At 69.7% G+C, this 23,655-nt stretch carries 22 protein-coding genes; 12 read left to right on the top strand and 10 right to left on the bottom strand.

From position 1 onward, the window contains the following. Window positions 1-69 precede the first annotated feature (69 nt). Window positions 70-990: a glutamate/aspartate ABC transporter substrate-binding protein gene (locus tag DFS13_RS23565; RefSeq protein WP_006497794.1), complete on the top strand. Its 921-nt coding sequence runs from the start codon at window positions 70-72 to the stop codon at window positions 988-990. Between the two features lie 21 nt (window positions 991-1,011). Here DFS13_RS23565 and DFS13_RS23560 read toward each other — a convergent pair whose 3' ends face one another. Together DFS13_RS23560 and DFS13_RS23555 are read right to left on the bottom strand one after the other, a co-directional pair. Continuing rightward, window positions 1,012-1,767 carry a 4'-phosphopantetheinyl transferase superfamily protein gene (locus DFS13_RS23560; protein ID WP_034201536.1) on the bottom strand — a complete coding sequence of 252 codons (756 nt, stop codon included), beginning with the start codon at window positions 1,765-1,767 and terminating at the stop codon, window positions 1,012-1,014. Window positions 1,768-1,893: 126 nt separating this feature from the next. Next, window positions 1,894-2,937, bottom strand: coding sequence for an alpha/beta fold hydrolase (locus DFS13_RS23555; RefSeq protein WP_034201535.1), 1,044 nt, complete (start codon window positions 2,935-2,937; stop codon window positions 1,894-1,896). A gap of 233 nt (window positions 2,938-3,170) precedes the next feature. Between DFS13_RS23555 and DFS13_RS23550 the strand changes: the two genes are divergently transcribed. The 3 genes from DFS13_RS23550 (at window position 3,171) to DFS13_RS40885 (ending at window position 5,617) form a co-directional block, all read left to right on the top strand. After that, window positions 3,171-4,112, top strand: coding sequence for a LysR substrate-binding domain-containing protein (locus DFS13_RS23550; RefSeq protein ID WP_006497790.1), 942 nt, complete (start codon window positions 3,171-3,173; stop codon window positions 4,110-4,112). Window positions 4,113-4,271: 159 nt separating this feature from the next. After that, window positions 4,272-5,504, top strand: a complete 1,233-nt coding sequence (locus DFS13_RS23545; RefSeq protein ID WP_241308679.1) for an MFS transporter — start codon at window positions 4,272-4,274, stop codon at window positions 5,502-5,504. Then, window positions 5,495-5,617 (top strand): hypothetical protein, encoded by a 123-nt coding sequence (locus DFS13_RS40885; protein WP_006488066.1) that lies wholly within the window; start codon window positions 5,495-5,497, stop codon window positions 5,615-5,617. Before DFS13_RS23545 ends, DFS13_RS40885 begins: the two co-directional genes overlap by 10 nt. A 22-nt stretch (window positions 5,618-5,639) precedes the next feature. Here the strand turns inward: DFS13_RS40885 and DFS13_RS23540 are convergent, their stop codons facing one another. Beyond that, a complete protein-coding gene (locus DFS13_RS23540) occupies window positions 5,640-7,118 on the bottom strand; it encodes a deoxyribodipyrimidine photo-lyase (RefSeq protein WP_058901627.1) in 1,479 nt (492 codons plus the stop codon). Between the two features lie 326 nt (window positions 7,119-7,444). Between DFS13_RS23540 and DFS13_RS23535 the strand changes: the two genes are divergently transcribed. Together DFS13_RS23535 and DFS13_RS23530 are read left to right on the top strand one after the other, a co-directional pair. Further along, the gene (locus DFS13_RS23535; protein WP_006486060.1) at window positions 7,445-7,924 is read left to right on the top strand and encodes an SRPBCC domain-containing protein; all 480 of its coding nucleotides are present in this window, start codon (window positions 7,445-7,447) and stop codon (window positions 7,922-7,924) included. A 13-nt stretch (window positions 7,925-7,937) separates the two neighbouring features. Continuing rightward, window positions 7,938-8,390 (top strand): nuclear transport factor 2 family protein, encoded by a 453-nt coding sequence (locus DFS13_RS23530; protein ID WP_111442200.1) that lies wholly within the window; start codon window positions 7,938-7,940, stop codon window positions 8,388-8,390. Window positions 8,391-8,464: 74 nt separating this feature from the next. Here the strand turns inward: DFS13_RS23530 and DFS13_RS23525 are convergent, their stop codons facing one another. From DFS13_RS23525 to DFS13_RS23510, 4 genes are read right to left on the bottom strand one after another with little or no spacing between them, the layout of a single operon-like run. Further along, window positions 8,465-9,445: a hypothetical protein gene (locus DFS13_RS23525; protein ID WP_034201530.1), complete on the bottom strand. Its 981-nt coding sequence runs from the start codon at window positions 9,443-9,445 to the stop codon at window positions 8,465-8,467. 17 nt (window positions 9,446-9,462) lie between these two features. Then, window positions 9,463-10,254, bottom strand: coding sequence for an SDR family oxidoreductase (locus tag DFS13_RS23520; protein WP_006486063.1), 792 nt, complete (start codon window positions 10,252-10,254; stop codon window positions 9,463-9,465). 41 nt (window positions 10,255-10,295) lie between these two features. After that, complete coding sequence (locus tag DFS13_RS23515) at window positions 10,296-11,489, bottom strand: sulfotransferase (protein WP_006486067.1); 1,194 nt, start codon at window positions 11,487-11,489, stop codon at window positions 10,296-10,298. Then, window positions 11,486-12,595 (bottom strand): DUF1214 domain-containing protein, encoded by a 1,110-nt coding sequence (locus tag DFS13_RS23510; protein WP_034201528.1) that lies wholly within the window; start codon window positions 12,593-12,595, stop codon window positions 11,486-11,488. Before DFS13_RS23510 ends, DFS13_RS23515 begins: the two co-directional genes overlap by 4 nt. Window positions 12,596-12,809: 214 nt before the next feature. Between DFS13_RS23510 and cysD the strand changes: the two genes are divergently transcribed. From cysD to DFS13_RS23480, 5 genes are all read left to right on the top strand, one after another. Further along, window positions 12,810-13,706: a sulfate adenylyltransferase subunit CysD gene (cysD, locus tag DFS13_RS23505; RefSeq protein ID WP_006497783.1), complete on the top strand. Its 897-nt coding sequence runs from the start codon at window positions 12,810-12,812 to the stop codon at window positions 13,704-13,706. Continuing rightward, window positions 13,706-15,604, top strand: a complete 1,899-nt coding sequence (cysN, locus tag DFS13_RS23500) for a sulfate adenylyltransferase subunit CysN (RefSeq protein ID WP_111442199.1) — start codon at window positions 13,706-13,708, stop codon at window positions 15,602-15,604. Before cysD ends, cysN begins: the two co-directional genes overlap by 1 nt. 106 nt (window positions 15,605-15,710) lie before the next feature. Continuing rightward, window positions 15,711-16,898, top strand: a complete 1,188-nt coding sequence (locus tag DFS13_RS23495; protein WP_006486068.1) for a helix-turn-helix transcriptional regulator — start codon at window positions 15,711-15,713, stop codon at window positions 16,896-16,898. 232 nt (window positions 16,899-17,130) lie between these two features. Then, window positions 17,131-18,498 carry an MFS transporter gene (locus tag DFS13_RS23485; RefSeq protein ID WP_006486057.1) on the top strand — a complete coding sequence of 456 codons (1,368 nt, stop codon included), beginning with the start codon at window positions 17,131-17,133 and terminating at the stop codon, window positions 18,496-18,498. Further along, window positions 18,485-19,531: a beta-propeller fold lactonase family protein gene (locus DFS13_RS23480; RefSeq protein ID WP_006497781.1), complete on the top strand. Its 1,047-nt coding sequence runs from the start codon at window positions 18,485-18,487 to the stop codon at window positions 19,529-19,531. The genes DFS13_RS23485 and DFS13_RS23480 overlap by 14 nt, the downstream gene beginning before the upstream one ends. 66 nt (window positions 19,532-19,597) lie before the next feature. Here the strand turns inward: DFS13_RS23480 and DFS13_RS23475 are convergent, their stop codons facing one another. Then, the gene (locus DFS13_RS23475) at window positions 19,598-20,635 is read right to left on the bottom strand and encodes an AraC family transcriptional regulator (protein ID WP_006486061.1); all 1,038 of its coding nucleotides are present in this window, start codon (window positions 20,633-20,635) and stop codon (window positions 19,598-19,600) included. A 224-nt stretch (window positions 20,636-20,859) separates the two neighbouring features. Between DFS13_RS23475 and DFS13_RS23470 the strand changes: the two genes are divergently transcribed. Then, a complete protein-coding gene (locus DFS13_RS23470) occupies window positions 20,860-21,969 on the top strand; it encodes a fatty acid desaturase (RefSeq protein ID WP_060264881.1) in 1,110 nt (369 codons plus the stop codon). A gap of 29 nt (window positions 21,970-21,998) precedes the next feature. On the opposite strand, the gene DFS13_RS23465 is transcribed toward DFS13_RS23470, so the two are convergent. Further along, the gene (locus tag DFS13_RS23465; RefSeq protein ID WP_069353723.1) at window positions 21,999-22,619 is read right to left on the bottom strand and encodes an HAD family hydrolase; all 621 of its coding nucleotides are present in this window, start codon (window positions 22,617-22,619) and stop codon (window positions 21,999-22,001) included. Window positions 22,620-22,742: 123 nt separating this feature from the next. Next, the gene (locus DFS13_RS23460) at window positions 22,743-23,615 is read right to left on the bottom strand and encodes a hypothetical protein (RefSeq protein ID WP_111442198.1); all 873 of its coding nucleotides are present in this window, start codon (window positions 23,613-23,615) and stop codon (window positions 22,743-22,745) included. Window positions 23,616-23,655: the final 40 nt, after the last annotated feature.

Here is a 23,655-nt window from a genome sequence, read left to right as displayed (position 1 = left end):
GGCTTAACATGTGTTGCAATTATTTTGTTTTTGGCAACATACGGATCACCACTCGCCCCGGAGACCGTCATGCCCTTCCCGTCCCGATTCGCCGCCCGCCTCGGCCGCTCCCTGCTCGTCGCCGCATGCGTGCTCGCGTGCGGCGCATCCGTCGCCGCGGAACCGCTGTCCGGCACGCTCGAGAAGATCCGGCAGGCCAACCTGATTTCGATCGGTCATCGCGAAACGTCGGTGCCGTTCTCCTACGTCGATGCGGGCGGCAAGGTCATCGGCTTCTCGCAGGACCTGTGCGAGCGCGTGATCGCCGCGGTGAAGGCGCGCACCGGCAAGCCCGACCTGCAGGTGCGCTTCATTCCGGTCACGTCGCAGAACCGCATTCCGCTCGTGCAGAACGGCACCGTCGATCTCGAATGCGGCGTGACGACCAACCTCGCCGCACGCCATGCGCAGGTCGCGTTCTCGACCACCTTCTTCGTCGCGACGACGCGCCTGCTCACCCGCACCACGTCGGGCATCCGCGACTTCCCCGATCTGGCCGGCAAGACGGTCGTGACGAACCAGGGCACGACGTCCGAACGCCTGCTGCGCAAGATGAACGAGGAAAAGAAGATGAACATGCAGATCATCAGCGCGAAGGACTACGGCGAAGGGCGCCTCACGCTCGAATCGGGCCGCGCGGCCGCGTACATGATGGACGACGTGCTGCTCGCGGGCGTGCGCCAGCTCGCCGCGAAACCGGCCGACTGGCGGCTCGTCGGCACGCCGCAATCGTCGGAAGCCTACGGGTTCATGCTGCGCAAGGACGATCCGCAGTTCAAGGCGCTCGTCGACGGCGTGCTCGTGCAGTTGATGAAAAGCGGCGAGATCGACGCGCTGTACGACAAATGGTTCATGAAGCCGGTGCCGCCGAAGGGGCTGTCGTTCGACTTCCCGATGAGCGACGTGATCAAGGCGCGCTATGCGGCGCCGAACGACGCGCCGCTCGAGTAAGCGCCGCGCGTCGACTCCGGCTTACGCGCGCGTCCACGCGACGCATGCCGCGTAGCCGGGCGCCGCGTCGAGCCACGCCGCGTCGAACGCCGCGACGCCGGCAGCAGGCGCGGCCGGCTCGACGATCGTCGTCGCGGGCGTCGTGGCGTCGCGCGGCGGCACGACCGCGAACGCGCGCAGCCCGCCGACGATGCCGGTGCCGAGCGCCTTGAGCAGCGCCTCCTTCGCGGACCACACCCGCATGAATTCGCGCTCGCGCGTGCCGCCCGGCAGGTTGTCGAGATACGTGACCTCCGCGGGGGCGCACACTTCGCGCGTCAGCGCGCGCCAGTCGGCCGCGCGGTTGCAGCCCTCGATATCGACGCCGACGCGGCCTGCCGGCGCCCACGCGATCAGCGCATGATCGCCTGCGTGCGATACGTTGAAGTCGAGCGACGCGCGATGCGCGCGGTCCAGCGACGGCCGCCCCGATGCGTCGACGACGATCGCGACCGCTCGTGGTGCGATGCCGAGCGCCGCGCCGAGCACGTCGCGCAGTGCGGCGCGCGTCGCGGCGCTGCGTACCGCATCCTCGTGCCGCAGGAAGCGCGCGGCGCGTGCGCGCTCGTCGCCGCTCAGCGCCGCATACGCGGGCGACGCGAGCGGCACGCGCCAGTCGAAATCGACGCGCGCGATCCGCACGCCGGCGCGCGCCGCGGCGGGCGGCACATCGAGTGCGTGCACGCGCCACGCGCGGGGCGCTTCAACGGGAGAAGCGGAATCGGACGGAATGGACATCGGCGCGCGGCAGCCTGTGCTGTGAAACGAAACGTCCGATGTTAATCGATCGCGGCCGCCCGAGGCCGCCGCGACACGATCGGGAATTGAACGGGGGCGGCGTGACGCGTTCGTGTCTGCCCCCGATCACCCGTTCGCGGCCCTACCCGGCACGCCGCTCCCCGTCACTCGTCCACGCGAAGCCGGATGCAGCGCATGCACGGCGCCCGGCGCGTCGGCGGGCAGCACGCCGTGTTGCAGCCAGTACAGCGCGACGGGCCACAGCGTATCGGTGAAGCGGCTGTGGAAAAACGCGAAATGGCCGATCGCGTCGACGCCGATGTCGGCCGGCGCGATCCGCAGATGCGTGACGTTGCTGCCCGTGTAATAGCCGACCAGCCTCTCGATCGCGTCGACCGTGCCGAACGCGTCGTCGTCGAGGCCGATCGCGAGCATCGGCGCCGACAGCCCCGCGAAGCGGGCCGGCAACGCGGCGCGGCTCGCGCCGCTGTCGTCGAGCTCGCGGCCGATGTAGCCGTCCTCGAAACGCGGCTGCGAACGCGCCCACGACAGCGCGATACCGCGCGGCGTGTCCTCCATCCAGCCGAGCCGCTTCGCGGGCACGTAGCCGAACACGGCCGCGAGCGCCGGCATCGCGACATGCCACTTCCACCACATGCGGCGCCGCTCGGCCGGCAGGTAATCGCGCCAGTACGCATACTGCGCGCCGACGGTCACCGCATGCCGCACATGCACGTTCGATGGCGCGAGGCCGAGCACGCAGCCGCCGATGCTGTGCGCGACCACATCGAGCGGCTGGCCCGGAAACGCGTCGCGCGCGTAGTGCAGCGCGGCCTCGCAATCGAGCCGCCCCCAGTCGAGCCAGTTCGCGCGCAGCTTCGCAAGCTGCGCCGGGCGCGACCCGCCGATGCCGCGATAGTCGTAGACGAGCACGTCGCGCCCTTGCGCGAACAGCCAGGCCGCGAAGCGGAAGTAGTAGTCGCAGCGCACCGACGTCGCGCAATTGATCACCGTGACCGGCCGCACGGCGCCGCCGCCCCGATGGCGCCAGACGTGGCCGCGCAATGCGTAACCGTCGGCTGCGCGCAGCGTCACGGGCTCGGGCGGCAACGCCCCCGCCGCGCGACTGCCCTGCGCCGCCGCCCCGCCTGCTTCGTTCGAAATCGTCATCGTGTCTCCTGTCGACCTCAGTTAGCGCTTTGGCGCTTACTGAAGTCCCATGCATGGCTGTCGGTCCGAGTGAGCGCTTCAGCGCCGATTCGGACCCGATGCATCGCGGTCGGCCCGGTGGGCGCTTCGGCGCCTGCTCGGCCCCTTCATTCGCGATCAACCGGCCTCCATTGAACTTGACGCGTGCCGCGTTCTCAACCAATCTTGCTGCTCCGTTCGCATGAGTCACGCGCATGTCAACGCCACTCGTCCGTCTCCCGTCGCTCGATCTCGTCCGCGGTTTCGTCGCCGTCGGCCGCCGCATGAGCATCACGCTCGCCGCGCAGGACCTGTGCGTCACGCAGTCGGCGGTCAGCCGTCAGATCCATGCGCTCGAAGCGCATCTCGGCGTCGCGCTGCTGCAGCGCGGCTACCGGAAGATCGCGTTCACGCCGGAAGGCGAGCGACTGTTCCGCGTCGCCGATGCCGCGCTGCACGGCCTGCAGGACACCGTCGCGTCGCTCGCCGCCGCGCGCGAGCGTCAGCCCGTGACGATCACCGCCAGCATCGGCGTCACCGCGCTGTGGCTGCTGCCGCGGCTCGGGCGACTGCAGGCGCGGTTGCCCGGGATCGACCTGCGCGTCGCCGCGAACGACAAGGTACTCGATTTGCGCGCCGAAGGCATCGACCTCGGCATCCGCTACTGCCCGCGCGAGCGCGCGCCGGCCGGCGCGCTGCGCCTGTTCGACGAGATCGTCGTGCCGGTCGCGCACCCCGCGCTCGCCGCGCGGCCGGTCACGAGCGCGGCCGCGATCGCCGATCACGTGCTGCTCGAATTCGACGGGCCGCCGCAACCGCAACTGCAGTGGCACGCGCATCTGCATGCGGCCGGGCTCGACGACGCGCGCCCGAAAGGCGTGCTGCGCTTCAACCAGTACGACCAGGTGATCCAGGCCGCGATCGCCGGCCAGGGCATCGCGCTCGGCCGGCTCGCGCTGGTCGCGCCGATGCTCGCCGACGGCCGGCTCGCGGTGCTCGGGCCGCACACGCAGACGCTGTCGGAAACGTACGGCTACTGGCTGTTCCAGCACGATCCGGCCCCGCGCCGCGAAGTCGCCGACGTGCGCGACTGGATGCTCGCCGAAGCGGCCGAATGCGACGCGGCGATGCACGCGCACGATACGACGTCGGCCTGAGCCGGCCGCGCGGAGACCCGTGCGGGCAGGCAAGCGCGCCCTCGCATTCCCGCTGCGCATGCGAACCTGACCGAATGATCGCTTGAGCGACGGCAGCCGCGATCGTCTAATCGGATCGAGCGCGGCCGTTTCGCCGCGCGCCTTCATCCGGAGACACGCATGACCCCGATCGAGCAGGAAGTCCGGCGCCGCTGGCTGCCCGTGCTGGCAGGCGGCCTGATCATGGGCGCCGCGCTCGGCATCCGTCACGTGCAGGGCCTGTTCCTCGCGCCCGTGTCGCTCGACCACGGCTGGTCGCGCGAAGCGTTCGGGCTGGCGCTGGCGCTGCAGAACCTGATCTGGGGCGTCGCGCAGCCGTTCACCGGGATGGTGGCCGACCGCTTCGGCTCGGTGCGCGTGATCGTCGCCGGCATGCTGCTGTACGCGGCCGGGCTCGTCACGATGGCGCACGCGGCCACGACCGGCCTGTTCACGGTCGGCGCCGGCCTCGTGATCGGCATCGCGCTGTCGGGCTCGGCGTTCGCGTCGATCTACGGCGCGCTGAGCCGCCTGTTTCCACCCGACCGGCGCGGCTGGGCGCTCGGTGTCGCCGGCGCGATCGGCGGGCTCGGCCAGTTCTGCATGGTGCCCGTCGCGCAGGCACTGATCGGCGGCATCGGCTGGCGCCACGCGTTCATCGCGCTGGCGCTCGTCGCCGCGCTGCTCGCGCCGCTCGCGGTGCTGCTGCGCGACCGGCCCGCGCAGGTGGTCAGCGCCGCCGCCGGCCCCGACCAGTCGATCGGCGAAGCCGTGCGCGAGGCGTTCGCGCATCGCGGCTTCTGGCTGCTGAACGCGGGCTTCTTCGCGTGCGGCTTCCAGCTCGCGTTCATCGCGACGCACCTGCCCGCGTACCTGCTCGACCACGGGCTGCCGGCGCGCCACGCGAGCGTCGCGCTCGCGCTGATCGCGCTGACCAACGTGGCCGGCACCTACGCGTGCGGCCATCTCGGCGGGCTGCTGCGGCGCAAGTACGTGCTGTCGGTGCTGTATCTCGTGCGCGCGCTCGCGATGGCCGCGTTCGTCGCCGTGCCGCTGTCGCCCGCGAGCGTCTACGTGTTCGCGGCCGTGATGGGGTTCACGTGGCTCGGCACGGTGCCGCTGACGAACGGCGTGATCTCGCAGGTGTTCGGCGTGCGCTACATCGCGACGCTGTTCGGCTTCGTGTTCTTCGGACACCAGCTCGGCAGCTTCTTCGGCGTGTGGCTCGGCGCGCTCGTGTACGACGCGACGCATTCGTACCTGCCGCTGTGGCTCGGCTCGATCGCGCTCGGCGTGCTCGCGGCGCTGCTGCACCTGCCGATCGACGACGCGCGCGTCGCCCGCCCGGCGTCGGGCCGCGCGGCATGGGCCTGATCCGTGCGGCCCTGACCGCCGGCACGCTCGCGTTCGTCGCGTGGTGCGGCGCGGCCTACTTCGGTTCCGACGTCGCCTACGCGCTGCTCGAGCACGTCGCGTTCTGCAATTGAGGCGGCGAACCGCGGCGTACGGTCAGCGGCGCTTCGGCAACGCGGTCAGCGCGTCCAGCGCACGGGCACGCGCGGCCGCGTGTTCGACGAGCGGCGCCGGATAGTCGATGCCGAGCCGGATGCCGGCCGCTTCGAGCGCCAGCGGCGACGCTTCCCACGGCGCATGGATCGACGCATCGTCGAGGCCGGCAAGCTCGGGCACCCAGCGCCGTACGTACGCGCCGTCCGGATCGAACTTCTGCCCCTGCGCGACCGGATTGAAGATGCGGAAATACGGCGCGGCATCGGCACCGCAGCCAGCCACCCACTGCCAGCTCGCCGCGTTGTTCGCGGGATCGGCGTCGACCAGCGTATCGCGGAACCATGCTTCGCCCGCGCGCCAGTCGATCAGCAGGTGCTTGATCAGGAACGACGCGACGACCATCCGCACGCGGTTGTGCATCCAGCCGGTCGTCCACAGCTCGCGCAGGCCCGCATCGACGAGCGGGTAGCCGGTCCGGCCGCGCTGCCATGCACGTAACGCGGCGGGATCGTCGCGCCACGGCATCGCATCGAATTGCGCGCGGAAGTTGTCGGTCGCGAGCGTCGGGAAGTGATACAGCAGCGTGTAGCTGAATTCGCGCCAGCCGAGCTCGCTCAGGAACTTGTCGGCATCGGCCGCGTATGCCGCGCCGCCCGCGCTCGCCGCGCCCTGCACCGCATGCCACACCTGCCTGGGCGACACGTTGCCGAAGCGCAGGAACGGCGACAGCCGGCTCGTCGCCGGGCGGTCGGGACGGTCGCGCGCATCCGCATAGCCGGCGAGCGATGTCGTGAGAAACGCATCGAGCTGTGCATGCGCACCGGCTTCGTCGGGCGCCGGCCACGCATCGCGCAGTCCGCCGGCCCAGTCCGGCGCATGCGGACGCAACGCGAGCGCGTCGAGCGCCAGCGCGCGGTCGCGCACGGCCTTCGGCCACGAATGAAACACGATCTGCCCGGGTGCCGGCAGCGGCGCGGCGACAGCGCGATCGCGGCGCGCCGCGCGCCAGTACGCGGTGAATACCTGATACGGGCCGCCACTGCCCGTCAGCACCTCCCACGGCTCGTTCAGCAGGCTGCCGTTGCTGCTCTCGACCGTCACGCCGCGCGCCTTGAGCGACGTCTTCAGCGCCGCGTCGGCGTCGCGCTGCGGCTGCGCATAGCGGCGGTTCCAGTACACGGCCGCCGCGCCCGTGTCGCGAACGAGTCGCTCGATCTCGCGCTGCGCGTCGCCGCGCAACAGCAGCAGGCGCCCGCCATGCCGCGCGAGCGCGGCGTCGAGCCCCGCCAGCGACCCGTGCAGCCACCAGCGCGCCGCCCCGCCGAGCGCGGGCCCGGCGCCGGCGCCCGTGTCGTCGACGAAGACGCACACGAGCGGCCGGCCGGATTCGACCGCACGCGTCAGCGCGGGCTGATCGGTCACGCGCAGATCGTCGCGGAACCAGACGATCGCGGGAGCAACGGACGACTGGGCGGGCACAGGCACCTCGATGACGAAAGCGAAAAGAGATGCGTATTGTCGCGGCTGCGCGACGCGGTGTCGACGCCGCCGACGGTCGGGCCAACCCTGCCGCCCCGCCGCGCCCGGTGAAACGCCTTAGTCCGTTCCGACGATTCTTCACCGTGCGCGCCGGCCTACGCTCGATGTCGGGTGCGCCGCGCGGCGCCGCACGTCGCCGGCCGCGACCGGCCCCGCCTGCTCCGCGCCGCACCCGTCGCGCGCGCCGGCCGATACCGGCGCGATTCCTTCCGACCGCTGCACCGCCTGAAGCCACGCGGGCGCGCAGCCTGATCCGATCCTCCGCCATGACCAAACCCTCGAATCTCGTCACCTCGATCACCGTCGACATCGATGCGCCGGCCGCCGTCGTCTGGGAAGTGCTGACCGACTTCCCGCGCTACGGCGAATGGAACACGTTCTGCATCGGCTTCGAAACGACCGGCAAACTCGGCGATTTCGTGCACATGCAGATTCGCATTCCGGGCACGGAGACCGTGATTCCCGTCGACGAAATCCTCGTCGCATACGAGCCCGAACGCCTGCTGTCGTGGGAGCAACGCCCGACCGACGACAACAAGGACGCCGCGCGCCGCGACCAGTACATCGACGCGACGGGCGCGGAGCGCTGCCGCTACTTCACGACCGACCAGTTCCTCGGCGTCAACGCGGACACGATCATGCAGCACCACGGCGCGTGGGTGAAACAGGGTTTCGATCAGTGCGCGCGCGACGTGAAGCGGCGCGCCGAAGCGCTGCATGCGGCACGCACGCGCAAAAGCAGCTGAGCGGGAGCGGTCGATGCCCGATCTGCACACGCTGTCCGATCATCACGACATCCGCGAGCGGGTCGTCCCGTATTCGAGCGCGATCGACTCGTGCGACTTCGATGCGCTCGACACGGTATTCACGCCCGACGCGGCGATCGACTGTCGCGCAATGGGCGGCATCGCCGGTCGCTATCCGGACGTGAAAGCGTGGCTGCGCACCGTGCTGCCGCGATTTCCGCGGTATCAGCATCTGGTCGGCAACCTGTCGATCCGGCTCGACGGCGACACCGCGCGCGGCCGCACGATCTGCTTCAATCCGATGGAAGTCGCGCTGCCGGACGGCGGCACGCAGGTGATGTTTCTCGGGCTGCGGTACGTCGACCGGTTCGTGCGTACCGCGCACGGCTCGCGCATCGCCGAGCGCGTCGAGGCGCGCTGCTACGGCCACAACGTGCCGGCCGCGCTCGCCGGGACGATCGGCTGATCCGGTCATGCTACGCGCGCCGTGCGATGGCTGCGCGACGCGCGCAGCGTCGATGCATTGCGTCGATCGCGGCGTCAGTCGAGCCGGAACGCGGCCTCGAAACGCTCGGCGAATGCGTCGAACTCGGCTTCCGGCAGATGGTTGATGCCGCCCGCGCGCTTGCGCCCGCCGCCCGTCGCGAAGCCGCGGCAGAACTCGTCCGCGCCGATCGGCCGGCCGTCGGGCACGCGCACGCTGACGACCAACCCGCCGTCCGCGCGCGGCGACAGCACCGCGAGCGCCGCATGCGGCGCATTGCGCATCCGCTCGTTCGCGAGCATGCCGGTCGCACGCCGCGCCCACGGGTGGTCGGGCATCCGGACCAGCGTCGCGCCCGGCACCTCGCGCAGCGGCGCGAGTGCGCACGCGCGCGCCATGTCGTCGCGGTAGCCGTCGCGCAACGCGGCGAACACGGCCGTCTCGCGCACGAACTCGAGCGGATCGGTGCACGGCAGCATCGCGTCCGCGAGCGCCGCCGGATCGAAATGCAGATCGCCGACGCACTCGCCGTACGCGTTGTAGTTCAGGTAGAGCCCGAGCTCGGCCAGCACGCAACGCTCGGCTTCGTCGACCCCATGCTCGCGCGCGAGTGCGTCGCCGAGCGCCGGCAGTTCGTCGCCGAACGCCGCGACGATCGCCCAGCGCACGTACCGGCCGCCGAGATAGCGATTCACGATCGCGCTCGTGCAGACGTCGGCTGCCGTGTCGATATGCGCGTCGAAGCGCGGATCGTCGGGCAGCGCGCCCGCGAAGTGATGGTCGAAATAACGGACCGTCGCGCCGTCACGCAGCAATCGCGCGCACGCGTCGCGGTTCTGGTCGTGCGATACGTCGAGCACGGTGACGAGGTCGCCCGCGCGCGCGTCGACGCGCTCGAGCAGCCCGATGTCGCGCTTCACGCCGGTCACGAGCGTGCCGGGCACGCGTTCCGCGAGCCGCAGTTGCTGAAGCGCGCACAGGCCGTCCGCGTCGCCGTTGAACGCGAAGACGTGTCGCGCGTACTGGTTGTCCTGCATGATCCGTGGCTCCATCGTCAAGGCATGAAATCGCCGCCGTTCGCGTCGAGCGTCGCGCCCGTCACCGCGTTCGCGTAGTCGGACGCGAGGAACAGCGCCGCACGCGCGCAATCGTCGTCGGTCGGCAGCTTCGCGAGCGCGATGTTCGACGCGATCGGCGCAACGATCTGCGCCTCCGTCATCCCGTAGTCGGCGGCCGCCTGCCGGAAATAGGTCTGCGTCGGCACGCCCCACATCCAGCCCATGTGGATGCTGTTCGCGCGAATGCCGTGCACGCCGAGTTCGCGCGCCAGGTATTTTGCCGCAACCGCGAGCGCGCCCTTCGATACAGCGTAGCCGCCCTCCCCTGCAAACGGCTTGCGGGTCGCCTGCGTGTTGATCATCACGATCGCGCCGCGCTGCTGCCGCTTCATGTGCGGCACGACTTCCTGCGTGAGCGCCATCGTACCGAACACGTTGGTCTCGAACACCGCGCGCCAGCCGTCGAGGTCGGCTTGCTCCACCGGCTCCGGAAACGTCCCATGCACGAACGCGCTGTTCACGAGCGCGTCGATCCGGCCGAAGCGCTCGACGGCCCGCGTCGCGAGCTGCCGGCATTGTGCCCGATCGGTGATGTCGGTCTGCACCTTCAGCACCGCGCAATCGACATCGAGTGCACGGATTCGCGCGTCGGCGTCGTCGAGCTTTTCCATCGTGCGCGCCGCGACCACCACGCCGCGTGCGCCCTCGCGCGCGGCTTCGACCGCGAGCTTCACGCCGAGTCCCGGCCCGATTCCGGAAATCACGACGATCTTGTCCTTCAGCAACATGGGTTGTCTCCTGGTTGTCGTTCGTCTTGCGTACGCGGCCGTCAGACGGCGGCCTGCAGGTGCCGCGCGCGATACGCGGCGAAGTCGTGCGCGAGTTGCGCGTCGGTGAAGCCGAAGCGGGCGATCGAATAGTCGTGCGCGGCGCGCTTGTCGCGGCCGTTGCGCGCGATCCAGTCGGCCATCGCCGCACGCTGCCGCGCATCGACCGACATGCCGGCGAACGCATACACGGCGTGCGCCACCCCCAGCGGATTCGACACGGTGTCCTCGAACCGCACGTCGAGAAACCGGTGGGCCGGCAGCGCATCGCGCGCCGCCATCGCCGCACCGATCGCGCGCGCCATCCCTGCGTTCCACTGCGCGCCGACGGCGAGCGGATCGGGATCGTCCGCGTACAGTTGCCACAGCGTGTGCGCCATGCTCGCCATCGACGGAATCGTCTGCGCCGGATCGCGGTGCGTGAGCACGACCTGCGCACGCGGAAACACGCGGCACAGCACGTCGAGCGCATGCAGGTGCTGCGGCGTTTTCAGCAGCCAGCGCTCGGCCGGCGCGACGCCGCGCCGCGCCTTCTGCCACTGCAGGAACTGCAGCATCCGTTTCAGGTACGTGTAGACCGGCGTGAGATCCTGCCGCGCGAGCCAGGCCGTATAGCGCGGCACGTTCGCGTACGAATCCATCGCGCACACGAACGAATGCTCCATCAGCATGAATTCCTCGTCGGCGAGCATCGCGTCGAGCGGATGGATCGTCAGGATCTGCGGGATGCAGTCGATCATCGTCGCGACCTCGGCCTGCGCGCGCGCGATGCGCACGGCCGGCGCGTCGAGCGTCTCGCCGGCAAGCGGCGCCGGGTAGCGCGTTTCCCACCACGCGGCCGAATGAAAGCGCGGGTCGACGGCCAGTAGCCGCTGCAGCAGCGTCGTGCCCGTACGCGGCAGGCCGACGATCACGAGCGGATCGTCGATTGCAATGTCCGCGATCTCCGGATGGCGCCGGAAGTAATCCTCGACGACGAGCCGGTTCACGAGCTGGCCGACGAGCTTTTCGCGCATCATCGCCGCGCCGCGCGCGGACAGCGCCGCTTCGTCGATCAGCGACGCGCACATCACGTCGAGCGCGTCGCGATACGGCCCGTCGCCGAACGCGGTGAGCCCGCCCGTGCGCGACACGGCCTCGGCCATCAAGCCGTCGGGGGCGAGCAGCGTGCGAGCCTGGTCGAGCGGCGCGTTCATGCGGCCTCCTTCAGCGCGGCGAGCTTCACGACGCGCGTGCGCGGATGCACCGGTTGCGCGGCGCCCACCCAGCGCCAGCAGATCGTGCCGGTGCGATGCCCGGCGGTATCGAGCCAGTTCGCGCTGCCCGGCCGCGTGGCCGCGACGATCACCGTCACCCCGCCGTCCGCATTGGGCCGAGCGCTGTGCTTGTTCACGCAGATGTCGAAGTGCCGATAGTCGAGCGACTCCATCCAGTAGTTGTTGAGCTGCACGTTCCAGAAATCGCAGTCCGGCACGGTATCGACGTCGATCACGAGCGCCTCGTCGGCGGCGAGCGACCAGCACGAGTGGTAGTAGTAGATGTTCGGATCGCCGCCGACCGACTGGCACAGCGCCTGGTCGGCGGGCGGCAGCGCGTTCACGTGCGGCCGATAGCTCGCCGCCCAGTCCGCGAACAGCTTCGACGTCTGCTCGACGAACTGCGCGGCGCGCATCAGGCCGCCCTGCAGCGCGAGCGGATCGAGCGGCGCGGGGCGCGCCTGCGCATCGATGCGTTCGATCTTCAGTTGCGCGGGCGTCTCCGTGCGCCGGTCGAGGAAGGTCTGGCGCACCAGCAGCGCGTTGGTGTCCGGCTCCATCCGCACCCAGTTGCCCGCGCGCCGCGTCGCGCTCAACACGATCTCGACGCTGCCGTCCGGCGCGATCTCGAGCTGCTTCGCGTCGAGAAAGCCTGTCTGCAGCATCTTGCCGTCGGTCTCGTAGCCGCCCTTCTGCGTGCCGAAGCTCAGGTATGCGACCGTGCCGCGCCGTCCCGTCACGCGGTATTCGCAGCGGCCGTCGACGCGCGCGTACTGGTACAGGTTGTCGGGGTTGTCGGCGCCGATCTTCGCGGTCTCGTGGGACGGCGAGAAGAAGCCCGGCCACGCGCCGTCTGCGAACTCGACGTGCATTTCCAGCGCGATGCGCATCAGTCGGCTCAGGTAGCGGAAGCCTTCCGCACGCGTGAGCGGATCGTCCGGCGCGTCGGTGCGCAGGATCTGTTCTCCGCTGCGTTTCAGGGTGTCGCAGAAATCGGCCCAGGTCTGGCCCGAAAGCAATTGCGTGGCGCGTGTGTCATCCGTCATGTGTCGTCTCCGCCGATGGTCGAGCGCTCACCTTAAGCGGCGCCGCCGCGCGCCACTTCGTCCGGGTGGACTAAGGAAAGATCCGCTCCACGGCCGCGTGCCGGTTTAGTCCACCCGGACGAAGAGCGGCATGCCGCCCGCTCGATACCGTTGGCGTCATGCCCGCAACGCCGCACATGTCGCGCGGCGCCGGCATGAAACAAGGAGACGAACGATGTTGACCCACCTGGAGCGGCTGGAGGCCGAAAGCATCCACATCATGCGCGAGGTCGTGGCCGAGAGCGAGAACCCGGTGATGCTGTATTCGATCGGCAAGGACAGCTCGGTCATGCTGCATCTCGCGATGAAGGCGTTCTACCCGGCGAAGCCGCCCTTTCCGCTACTGCATGTCGATACGACGTGGAAATTCCGCGAGATGATCGCGTTTCGCGACGAGACGGCCGCGCGCCTCGGCCTCGACCTGCGCGTGCACGTCAACCCCGACGGCATCGCGAACGGCATCAATCCGTTCACGCACGGCTCGGCCGTGCACACCGACGTGTGGAAGACGCAAGGGCTCAAGCAGGCGCTCGATCACTACGGTTTCGACGCCGCGTTCGGCGGCGCACGCCGCGACGAGGAGAAATCGCGCGCGAAGGAGCGCATCGTGTCGCTGCGTTCGGACCAGCACCGCTGGGACCCGAAGCGCCAGCGCCCCGAGCTCTGGTCGCTGTACAACGCGCGCAAGCGCAAGGGCGAAAGCCTGCGCGTGTTCCCGATCTCGAACTGGACCGAGCTCGATATCTGGCAGTACATCCGGCTTCACGACATCCCGATCGTGCCGCTCTACTTCGCGAAGGAACGGCCCGTCGTCGAACGCGACGGCGCGCTGATCATGGTCGACGACGAACGCCTGCCGCTGCGTGACGGCGAAGTGCCGCGGATGCGCAACGTGCGCTTTCGCACGCTCGGCTGCTATCCGCTCACCGGCGCGATCGACAGCGACGCGACGACGCTCGACGACATCCTGCGGGAGATGCGCGACACGCGGACGTCCGAACGCCAGGGACGGCTGATCGACAGCGATTCGGCCGGTTCGATGGAAAAGAAGAAACAGGAGGGATATTTCTGATGGCACACGTACTCGCCGCGCCCGAGGCGCCCCCTATCCACGCCGACGAGACGCGAACGAAGGACCTGCTGCGTTTCATCACCTGCGGCAGCGTCGACGACGGCAAGAGCACGCTGATCGGCCGCCTGCTCTACGAATCGCACATGCTGTTCGACGACCAGCTCACGCAGCTCGAAGCCGATTCGAAGAAGGTCGGCACGCAGGGCGGCGAACTCGATTTCGCGCTGCTCGTCGACGGCCTGTCGGCCGAACGCGAGCAAGGCATCACGATCGACGTCGCGTACCGCTTCTTCGCGACCGCGCGGCGCAAGTTCATCGTCGCCGATACGCCCGGCCACGAACAGTACACGCGCAACATGATCACCGGCGCGTCGACCGCCGATCTCGCGGTGATCCTGATCGACGCGCGCAAGGGCGTGCTCACGCAGACGCGCCGTCACAGCCATCTCGTCGCGCTGATCGGCATCAAGCGCGTCGTGCTCGCGATCAACAAGATGGACCTGGTCGACTACGACCGGGCCGTGTTCGAGCGTATCGATGCGGACTACCGCGCGTTCGCGGCCGAGCTCGGGTTCGCCGAGATCGTCAGCATTCCGATGTCCGCGCTGCGCGGCGACAACGTGATCGCGCCGAGCGCACGGATGCCGTGGTACGCGGGCCCGCCGCTGATGCAGCATCTCGACCGCCTGCCGCTCGCCGCGCGCGTGACGCACGACGAACCGTTCCGGCTGCCGGTGCAATGGGTCAACCGTCCGCACCTGAATTTCCGCGGCTACGCGGGCAGCATCGCGTCGGGCGAGATTCGCGTCGGCGAACGCGTGCGCGTGCTGCCGTCCGGCAAGGAAAGCCGCGTCGCGTCGGTGATCACGCCGGCCGGCGAAGCCGGCATCGCCCGCGCCGGCGAAGCGGTGACGCTCACGCTCGCCGACGAAATCGACATCAGCCGCGGCGACCTGATCGCGCGTGCGGACGCGCCGCCGGAAGTCGCCGACCAGTTCGAGGCGACGCTCGTGTGGATGCACGACGAGCCGCTGCTGCCCGGCCGCCCGTATCTCGTGAAGCTCGGTACGCAGACGGTCGGCGCGACCTGCGCGACGCCGAAGTACAAGATCGACGTGAACACGCGCGAGCATCTCGCCGCGCGCACGCTCGCGCTGAACGAGATCGGCGTGTGCAACCTGAGCTTCGACCGGCCCGTCGCGTTCGATCCGTACGACCGGAACCGTCATACGGGCGGCTTCATCGTGATCGACCGCTTCAGCAACGACACGGTCGGCGCCGGGATGCTGCACTTCGCGCTGCGCCGCGCGCACAACGTGCACTGGCAGGCCGTCGACGTCGATCGCGACGCGCGCGCGCGGCAGAAGGCGCAGACGCCGCGCATCGTGTGGCTGACGGGGCTGTCGGGCGCCGGCAAGTCGACGATCGCGAACCTCGTCGAGCAACGGCTGCACGCGCTCGGCAAGCATACGTACCTGCTCGACGGCGACAACGTGCGGCACGGCCTCAACCGCGATCTCGGCTTCACCGAGGCCGACCGCGTGGAGAACATCCGGCGCGTCGCCGAAGTCGCGCGGCTGATGCTCGACGCGGGGCTCATCACGCTCGTGTCGTTCATCTCGCCGTTCCGCGCCGAGCGCGACATGGCGCGCGCGCTGGCGGGCCCGGACGAATTCGTCGAAGTGTTCGTCGACACGCCGCTCGCGGTCGCGGAGGAGCGCGATCCGAAGGGCTTGTACAAGAAGGCGCGGCGCGGCGAGCTGAAGCACTTCACCGGCATCGATTCGCCGTACGAGCCGCCCGTGCAGCCGGAGTTGCGTGTCGACACGGTGACCGAGTCGCCGGAGGTCGCGGCGGATCGCATCGTCACGTACCTGCTGCGCGAACGCGCGGCGTAAGCGGCGCCCGCCTGCCCGCGTCGCCTACTCCGTTCGGATGACGCGCGCGGCAGGCGGGCCGCTATGCTGGTTCGGAATCCTTCATCCGGACCAGGAGAACACGAGCATGCGGATCGCGCTGGCGCCCGGCGACACGGCCGCGCACGATGGTTTCGACGACGCGGCATGGAGCGCGCGCGAGCTCAGCGCATGGCTCGGGCTCGTCTATCAGGGTCCGTCTGAAACCACGCCGTGGGCCGGCTTTCTCGAAGCGGTTCGCGTGCGACTCGATGCGAGCTTCACGACGCTCGTGCTGCGCAATCCGGGCGGCGCGCGACACGGGCTGATCATCAACGCGTCCGCACACGGCCCGCTGCTGCCCGGCGAACCGTCGTACAGCGAGCAGTTCTATGCGCTGTGCCCGTTTCTCGACCACCCGCCCGGCCAGGTGTTCACGGCCGACCGCCTGTTCGGCGACGCCGCGTGGCGCGCGCACGATTTCTACCGGCAATACCTGCAGCCGCTCGACCTGCGCTACATCCTCGGCGCGAACCTGCGCGGCGAACGCGGCGTCGAGTGCGCGTTCTTCGTGAGCCGCCCGCACGGCGGCCGCGATTTCGACGCGACCGAGCGCGCGCAGGTCGCGACGCTGCTGCCGCACCTGCAACGCGCGGTCGAGCTGCACGCGGCGCTCGACGTCCTCGATGCCGAACGCGCGCTGTATGCGGGCACCGTCGACCGGCTCGACGTCGGCACCGCGATCGTCGACGAGGACGGCCGCGTGATCAAGCGCAACCGCATCGCCGAACGGCTGATCGACCAGCAGGACGGGCTGTGCGTGCGGCAGGAGCGGCTTCACGCGTCGTGCCCGCTCGACGAGCGCCGGCTGCAGAAGGCGCTGCAGGCCGCGCTCGAGCATTTCCGCGCCGGGGCGCTCACGCGCATCGAGGCCACCACGCTGTCGCGTCCCGGCGGCGCGATGCCGTTGAGCGTGCTGCTGCGCCCGCTCGCGCCCTATCGCGGCGCCGAGGACCGCCAGCATCGGCCGGCCGTCGCGGTGTTCGTCCGCGATCCGGCCGCGTCGCCGCAGACATCACGCGACATGCTGCACCGGCTGTTCCGGCTCACGCCGATGGAAACCGAAATCGCGCTGCTGCTGGTCGACGGGCTGACGCTCGACGAAGCGGCGGCCGCGACCGGCATCACGAAGAACACTGCCCGCGCGCACCTGCGCGGCATTTTCGCGAAAACGGGTGCGACGCGGCAGGCCGTGCTCGTGAAGACGCTGCTCAACAGCGTGGTGTCGATGGCGTAGCGCGCCGTGCCGGCACTCGGCACGATCTCATTTCACGTCATACGTCATCAGACGTTGTCGAATGACGCGTCGATCACCGGCATTCGCCAAATTTTAGGAAATTTCCGGGTAAACCCGCGACGTCATCGTCGATGCTCCGGCGTACCATGTCATACGACGACATACTACATCGACCGCCAACCAGACGCCGACGCGGGCTGCCGCCCCGTCCGCCGCCCGACCGGAGACACCCTTGAACCCGCCCTCGTCCGCCCTGCCCGGCCGCGACCCGCTCGCGTCGGCCGTCTCGAAAGTGAAGTGGCACGTGCTGCCGCTCGTGCTGATCATGTTCATCGCGAACTACATCGACCGCGTGAACGTCGGCTTCGTCGATCGCCATCTCGAAGCGTCGATCGGCATCGGCGCGGCCGCGTACGGGCTCGGCGCCGGGCTGTTCTTCGTCGGCTATGCGCTGTTCGAAGTGCCGTCGAACCTGCTGATGCAGCGCTACGGCGCGCGCGTCTGGCTGGCACGGATCATGGCGACGTGGGGCATCGTCGCGGCCGCGATGGCGTTCGTGTGGAACGACACGTCGTTCTACACGCTGCGCTTCCTGCTCGGCGCGGCCGAGGCCGGCTTCTTCCCCGGCGTCGTGCTGTACCTGTCGCAATGGCTGCCGCCGCAGGAACGCGGCAAGGCGATGGCGATCTTCCTCGGCGGCTCCGCGTTCGCGTCGGTGCTGTCCGGGCCCGTGACCGGCGCGCTGCTGTCGATCCGCGGCTTCGGCCTGCAGGGCTGGCAATGGATGTTCCTGATCGAAGGGCTGTTCTCGGTCGCGCTGTGCGGCGCGAGCTGGCTGCTGCTGAAATCGCATATCCGCGACGCGACGTGGCTCACGGCCGAGGAACGCACGGCGCTCCAGCACGCGCTCGACGCGGAACGTGCGACGCGCGACGTCCGCTCGAACGTGCCGGTGCGCGCCACGGCGCTGCTGCGCGATCCGCAGATCATGCTGTTCTGCTTCCTGTATTTCGCGATCCAGCTGACGATCTACGCGGCCACGTTCTGGCTGCCGACCATCATCCGCAGGATGGGCGGCCTCACCGATTTCCAGGTCGGCCTGTACAACACGATTCCGTGGATGATCGCGATCGGCGCGATGTACGGCTTCGCGGTGCTGTCGTCGAAGTGGAAGCATCCGCAGCGCTGGCTCGCGTTCTCGCTCGTGCTCGCCGCGTGCGGGCTGTTCGCGTCGACGTCGCCCAGTCCGGTGTGGTCGTTCGCGTCGATCTGCTTCGCCGCGCTCGGTTTCAAAGCCGCGGCGTCGCTGTTCTGGCCGATCCCGCAGGGCTATCTCGACACGCGCGTGGCCGCCGCCGTGATTGCGCTGATCAACTCGGTCGGCAACCTCGGCGGCTTCGTCGCGCCGACGGCCTTCGGCTATCTGAAGCAACATACGGGTTCGATCACGGGCGGGCTGTATGCGCTCGCGATCGCTTCGCTCGTCGCCGCGGTCGCCGCGCTGTTCGCGCGCACGCACCGGCGCAGCGAGCCGCCGCGCGGCCAGCCGGCCGACGAATCCTTCACGCACGCTCCGATGCTCCGCCATGCCGAACACTGACCGCCTGACCGTCGTCGTCTCGAATGCCGTCGACGGCGACCTCGCCACGTTCTCCCTCGCAGGCGACGGCACGCTCGCGCCGCTCGCCCGCTATCCCGCCGCCGACGTCGCGATGCCGATCGCCGTGCAGGCCGACCGCACGCGGCTCTACGTCGCGACCCGCGGCGAACAGCCGACGATCGTCGCGTTCCGCGTCGCGGCCACGGGCGCGCTCGCGCGCATCGGCACGACCGCGATCGACGCGAGTCATGCGTACCTGTCGCTCGACCGCGGCGGCCGCTGGCTGCTCGGTGCGTCGTACGGCGGCCATTCGCTGAGCCTTTACGACGCCGCGCGCGTGCGCGACGGCGACGGTACGCCGCTGCAGGTCGCGGGCGGCATCGCGAACGCGCACGCGGTGATCGTGTCGCCGGACAACCGCTTCGCGTACGTCAGCTCGCTCGGCTCGGACCGCGTGTTCGGCTTCGCGCTCGTCGAGGGCGCCGCCGGGTTGCGCGCGGTCGAACACGGCGAAACGCGCGTGCCGGCCGGCTTCGGTCCGCGTCACCTGCGATTCGCGGATGACGGCCGCACGCTCGTCGTCGTCAGCGAATTCCAGGCCACGCTCGCCACCTTCGCCCGCGACACCGCCACCGGCCGGCTCGGCAACGCACACGTGAGCGCGCGTCATCCGGCCGTCGCCGCGCTCGCGCAAGGCCATGCGCGCCCGCCCGCTCCTGTCGAGCCGTCCGTGTGGGCCGCGGACCTGCACCTGACGCCCGACGAGCGCTTCGCGTACGTCAGCGAACGCACGTCGAGCCGGTTGCTCGGCTATCGCCGCAACGACGACGGGTCGTTCGCCCCCGCGCACGCGACGGCCACCGAAGCGCAGCCGCGCGGGTTCGCGATCGATCCGTCGGGACACTGGCTGATCGCCTGCGGCGAGCAGTCCGAACACGTCGCGGTGTATGCGATCGCGCCGGACGACGGCACGCTGTCGCTGCACGCGCGCGTGCCGGGCGGCCGCGGCGCGAACTGGGTCGCGATCGTCTGAAGTCTGGCGGTCTGAAGAAGAAACGGCGCCCGTACGGGAACCTGCACGCCGATGCGGGTGCGGCGTTCAGCGCCGCTCGCTCGGCGCGACGCCCGTCCAGCGCTTGAATGCGCGCGTGAAATTGGCGCGATCGGTATAGCCGACGCGCGCCGCGATCTCGTCGACCGGCAGCCGCGTGCCTTCGAGCAGCCGCAGCGCGTCGCGCAGCCGGATCTCGTCGAGCAGCGCCGAATAGGTCGCGCCGTATTCGGCGAGCTTGCGCTTGAGCGTGCGCGCCGACACATGCAGCTCGCGCGCGACGTCGTCGACCGACGGATAGCCGCCTTCGCCGCAGATCAGCAGGTTGCGCACGCGCTCGACGATGCTCTCCGCATAGCCGAGCCGCGCGAGTTCAGCCTCGCACTGCTGGACGATCATCTGCGCGGTCTGCGCGTTCGCGGTGCCGATCGGCTCGTCGAGCAGCGCGGCGTCGCAGCGGATGCGGTTCGCGCTCGCATCGAAATGGCAGCGCGGCAGCCGCGCGCGATAACGCTCGAACCACGGCGGCTCGGGCCATTCGAAATGGAGTTCGGCACGCGACTGGAGCGTGCGGCCCGGCGTCGGATACAGCAGCGAATTGAACAGGATCGCGGTTTCGACCAGAAAGTTTTCCACCGCGAACTGGCGCAGCCGGCCGAGCGGAAACGCTTCGAGCACGTCGATGTCGACGATGCCGTCGAGCTGCGCGAGCCGCACCGAGAAAAACGGCACGCGCGTCGGCAGGTAGCGGATGCCGAGCGCGATCGCCTCGCCGAGCGTCGCGCAGCTCATCAGCCCGAAGCCGATCAGTCCCGCTTTCGTGAGGCTGCTGCGCAGGCCGATCTCGATCGCGATCGACGGATCGTCGGTCGCGTCGAGCAGGTTGAACACGATCGCCGCCTGCTGCAGCGGCGTGATGCGCGCATCGGGCTGCGCGAGCCGGTCGCGCTCGACGCCCGAGCCGGCGAGAATGCGACCGCCGTCGATGCCGCGCTCCTCGGCCAGCATCAGCATGAACAGCGCATACGCGGACGACACCGTCGCCTTGTTCAACTGGCGCGCGGCATCCGGAACGGACAGGGCCATGCGGCTAACTCCGGAGCGGTTTCGGCGGATTGTAGCGTCGCTGGCCCGCAATGACACCGCGGCCGCACTCTAGCCATGCGACGGCATCGGCCACCTGAGCGCCGGCCGACGTGGCCCGAAATGACACCACCATTGGCACCGACGGCCCTCGCATACGCGCCGGCACGCGCCTATGCTTGTCACATCGGCATTGCGCCCCACTCTTTCCGCACGGATTCCGGTCGATGAGCCAACCCGCACGAACCGCCTTTCGCCACGACGCCGACAAGGTCGCGTACGTCCGCCGCGAAGTGAACGCCGCGAGCGACGCGATCCGCGCACGCTTTCCGCTGCTCGACAACCAGAACCTCGTCGGTGCGACCGTGATGGCCGTGTCGGTGAGCGCGATGCTCGCGATCGCGTGGCTGTATGCGCGCGGCGCGATCGCGTGGTACGTCGCGCTGCCGCTCGCCGCGTTCGTCACGTCGCTGATCCACGAGCTCGAGCACGACCTGATCCACCTGATGTACTTCAAGAAGACGCCGTGGGCCTATCACCTGATGATGGCGCTGTGCTGGCTCACGCGGCCCGGCACGATCAACCCGTGGACGCGCCGGCGCATGCACCTGCATCACCACAAGGTGTCGGGCGGCGAATCGGATCTCGAGGAATTCGGCATCACCAACGGCGAGCGCTGGGGCGTGAAACGCCTGCTGATGATCGCGGACGGCATGCTCGCCGTCGTGCTGCGGCCGGCCGCGATGCGCCGCAAGGTGAAGCAGTACGTGGCCGCGCAGCCGGTGCAGGATCCGTCCGAGCGCCTGCAGTTGCGCATCGAGCAGGTGTCGTCGTACATGCCGGTCGGTCACCTGTACTACACGCTGTGGCACGCGTTCATCGTCTATCACGTCGGCCTGTTCGCGCTGCATGCGTTCGGTTACGCGGTGACGGTGCCGGCCGTCGTCGAACGCGCGATGAGCGTCGTCGATTTCCTGGCGGTGGTGTGGCTCGGGCCGAACTTCGTGCGCAGCTTCTGCATCAACTTCGTCAGCTCGAACATGCACTATTTCGGCGACATCGACTCGCGCAACGTGATCCAGCAGACGCAAGTGCTGAACCCGTGGTGGATGCTGCCGTTCCAGCTGTTCTGCTTCAATTTCGGCAGCACGCACGCGATCCATCACTTCGTGGTGCGCGATCCGTTCTACATCCGGCAACTGACCGCCCGCACCGCGCACGCGGCGCTGCGCGAAGTCGGCGTGCGCTTCAACGACGTCGGCACGTTCGCCCGTGCGAATCGCTGGGGCGGCTATCACCCGTCTCGCGGCACACACCACGCGCAGGCCGACGCGTAACGCCGGCGGCGCGCGGCATCAGCGCCTCGTCACTCGCCGATCGGCGGCATCGGCCCCTGCCCGCGGATCCACGACCAGTTCGCGAGTTCGGCCATTTCCTTGTCGCCACGGCTGTCGCCATACGCGAACAACTGCTTCGGCGGCCGGCTGCCCCACCATCCGCGCAGCCGCACGACCTTCTGCGGCCCCCAGCAGTTCTCGCCGTCGAGCCGGCCGGCGAAGACGCCGCGCTCGAACGCGAGCCGCGTCGCGAGCACGGCGTCGAAGCCGGCCGTCTTCGCCCACTTCTCCAGATACAGCGACGGCGACGCGCTGACCAGCACGACTTCATGCCCGCGCGCCCGATGCTCGCGGACACGCTCGAGCATTTCCGGACGCACGAGGTTCGGCAGATAGCTATCGACGAACCGGCGCGCCTGCGCGTCGAGCACGTCCTCGCGGATCGGCCCGAACGCGAACGACGCGAACTTCGCCTTCGCGTCGCCGCGCGACAGCAGCCCGGCCTTCATCGCGACGATCCACGGCAGCGCGCGCAGCCCGGCCCACGCGAAACGCGGCGTGCCGACCGCCTGGCGGACGAAATGGCGAAAGCTGTCGGTGGTCGTGATGGTGCCGTCGAAATCGAAGGCGGCGACGATGCGGTCGGTCATGGAGAATCGGCGGGAAAGCGATGAGATGCCCGGGAAGATAGCAGACTCGCGGCCGCCCGCGCGAAACCGTCGCGCCCGACACGCGACTGCGCGCGCCGCAGCGCGTGCGGTCGCATCGTTCGCTCAGCGCGACGGCCGCGCGGCCAGCGCCGCCGGCAGCACGACGTTCATCAGGTGATCGGCACGCGACAGCAGGTCGGTCACGCGCTCGTCGAGCCCGCGCAGTTGCGCCGGCTGCATCCGGATCTGCTGGACGGCCTGTCCGACGATGTTGCGGCGGTCGAACAGCGTGCGCTCGACGCCCGCATCGTCCGGCGCGCGCACGACGTCCGACACCGCGCTCAGCGCGGCGAGCACGACCACGAGGTTTTCCTCCGCATGGCGGACCTTGGCGGCGAGTTCCTCGGTACGGCGAGGGAAAAAGCCGAGCGACTGCTTGAGCGCACCGAGCGCCGCGCGATAGTTGACATGGCCGGACGCCGCCCCGAACCAGCGTTCGAACATGCCGGCCTTGCGCGTCGCTTGCGCGAGCATCCCGGCCATCATGTCGGCCGCGCCGAGTTCGTTGAATTCGCGCGTCGTCGCCGCGACGGCTTCGACGAGGTTGCCGGCCGTCTCCAGCGCGCCGTCGCCGATCGTCGCGACCGTCGCGAGCTTCAGCGGCACCAGTTGTCGGATATGCCGCTCGATGCGCGGCGCGTAGTCGGGATAGAGATTCGGAAAGCTGGCCTGCGCGGCGCGGAAGCACGCTTCGAGCTGCGGATGGTTCGATGCGCCGAACAGCGCACGGCCGATTGCGTCGGCGGGCGCCGCACGCACGGCGTGATCGGACGCGGGCGCCGGCCCGAACTCGAGCGCCTGCGGGGCGGGCCGCGCCGGCGCACGCGCGACCGGCGCAGCGGGCGCGGCCGGCGCGTCGAACGCAAGACGCCCGGGCGTGCGCTCGGGCGTCGTATCGAACTCGAGCCGCTTCGGCTCGTCGGACGGATTCGTCATCGCTGCTTCCTGCCCGGCGCCGCGGTGCTCCGCGCGCCGG

This window comes from Burkholderia sp. 28_3 (assembly GCF_003253915.1).
Classification (GTDB): domain Bacteria; phylum Pseudomonadota; class Gammaproteobacteria; order Burkholderiales; family Burkholderiaceae; genus Burkholderia; species Burkholderia cenocepacia.
This window is presented reverse-complemented; position numbering and strand designations above follow the sequence as displayed.

What these genes read in the sequence shown, in the direction of transcription:
- DFS13_RS23565 (WP_006497794.1), top strand. Translation starts at nt 70, where the DNA reads ATGCCCTTCCCGTCCCGATTCGCCGCCCGCCTCGGCCGCTCCCTGCTC.
- DFS13_RS23560 (WP_034201536.1), bottom strand. Translation starts at nt 1,767, where the DNA reads ATGTCCATTCCGTCCGATTCCGCTTCTCCCGTTGAAGCGCCCCGCGCG.
- DFS13_RS23555 (WP_034201535.1), bottom strand. Translation starts at nt 2,937, where the DNA reads ATGACGATTTCGAACGAAGCAGGCGGGGCGGCGGCGCAGGGCAGTCGC.
- DFS13_RS23550 (WP_006497790.1), top strand. Translation starts at nt 3,171, where the DNA reads ATGTCAACGCCACTCGTCCGTCTCCCGTCGCTCGATCTCGTCCGCGGT.
- DFS13_RS23545 (WP_241308679.1), top strand. Translation starts at nt 4,272, where the DNA reads ATGACCCCGATCGAGCAGGAAGTCCGGCGCCGCTGGCTGCCCGTGCTG.
- DFS13_RS40885 (WP_006488066.1), top strand. Translation starts at nt 5,495, where the DNA reads ATGGGCCTGATCCGTGCGGCCCTGACCGCCGGCACGCTCGCGTTCGTC.
- DFS13_RS23535 (WP_006486060.1), top strand. Translation starts at nt 7,445, where the DNA reads ATGACCAAACCCTCGAATCTCGTCACCTCGATCACCGTCGACATCGAT.
- DFS13_RS23530 (WP_111442200.1), top strand. Translation starts at nt 7,938, where the DNA reads ATGCCCGATCTGCACACGCTGTCCGATCATCACGACATCCGCGAGCGG.
- DFS13_RS23525 (WP_034201530.1), bottom strand. Translation starts at nt 9,445, where the DNA reads ATGCAGGACAACCAGTACGCGCGACACGTCTTCGCGTTCAACGGCGAC.
- DFS13_RS23520 (WP_006486063.1), bottom strand. Translation starts at nt 10,254, where the DNA reads ATGTTGCTGAAGGACAAGATCGTCGTGATTTCCGGAATCGGGCCGGGA.
- DFS13_RS23515 (WP_006486067.1), bottom strand. Translation starts at nt 11,489, where the DNA reads ATGAACGCGCCGCTCGACCAGGCTCGCACGCTGCTCGCCCCCGACGGC.
- DFS13_RS23510 (WP_034201528.1), bottom strand. Translation starts at nt 12,595, where the DNA reads ATGACGGATGACACACGCGCCACGCAATTGCTTTCGGGCCAGACCTGG.
- cysD (WP_006497783.1), top strand. Translation starts at nt 12,810, where the DNA reads ATGTTGACCCACCTGGAGCGGCTGGAGGCCGAAAGCATCCACATCATG.
- cysN (WP_111442199.1), top strand. Translation starts at nt 13,706, where the DNA reads ATGGCACACGTACTCGCCGCGCCCGAGGCGCCCCCTATCCACGCCGAC.
- DFS13_RS23495 (WP_006486068.1), top strand. Translation starts at nt 15,711, where the DNA reads ATGCGGATCGCGCTGGCGCCCGGCGACACGGCCGCGCACGATGGTTTC.
- DFS13_RS23480 (WP_006497781.1), top strand. Translation starts at nt 18,485, where the DNA reads ATGCCGAACACTGACCGCCTGACCGTCGTCGTCTCGAATGCCGTCGAC.
- DFS13_RS23475 (WP_006486061.1), bottom strand. Translation starts at nt 20,635, where the DNA reads ATGGCCCTGTCCGTTCCGGATGCCGCGCGCCAGTTGAACAAGGCGACG.
- DFS13_RS23470 (WP_060264881.1), top strand. Translation starts at nt 20,860, where the DNA reads ATGAGCCAACCCGCACGAACCGCCTTTCGCCACGACGCCGACAAGGTC.
- DFS13_RS23465 (WP_069353723.1), bottom strand. Translation starts at nt 22,619, where the DNA reads ATGACCGACCGCATCGTCGCCGCCTTCGATTTCGACGGCACCATCACG.
- DFS13_RS23460 (WP_111442198.1), bottom strand. Translation starts at nt 23,615, where the DNA reads ATGACGAATCCGTCCGACGAGCCGAAGCGGCTCGAGTTCGATACGACG.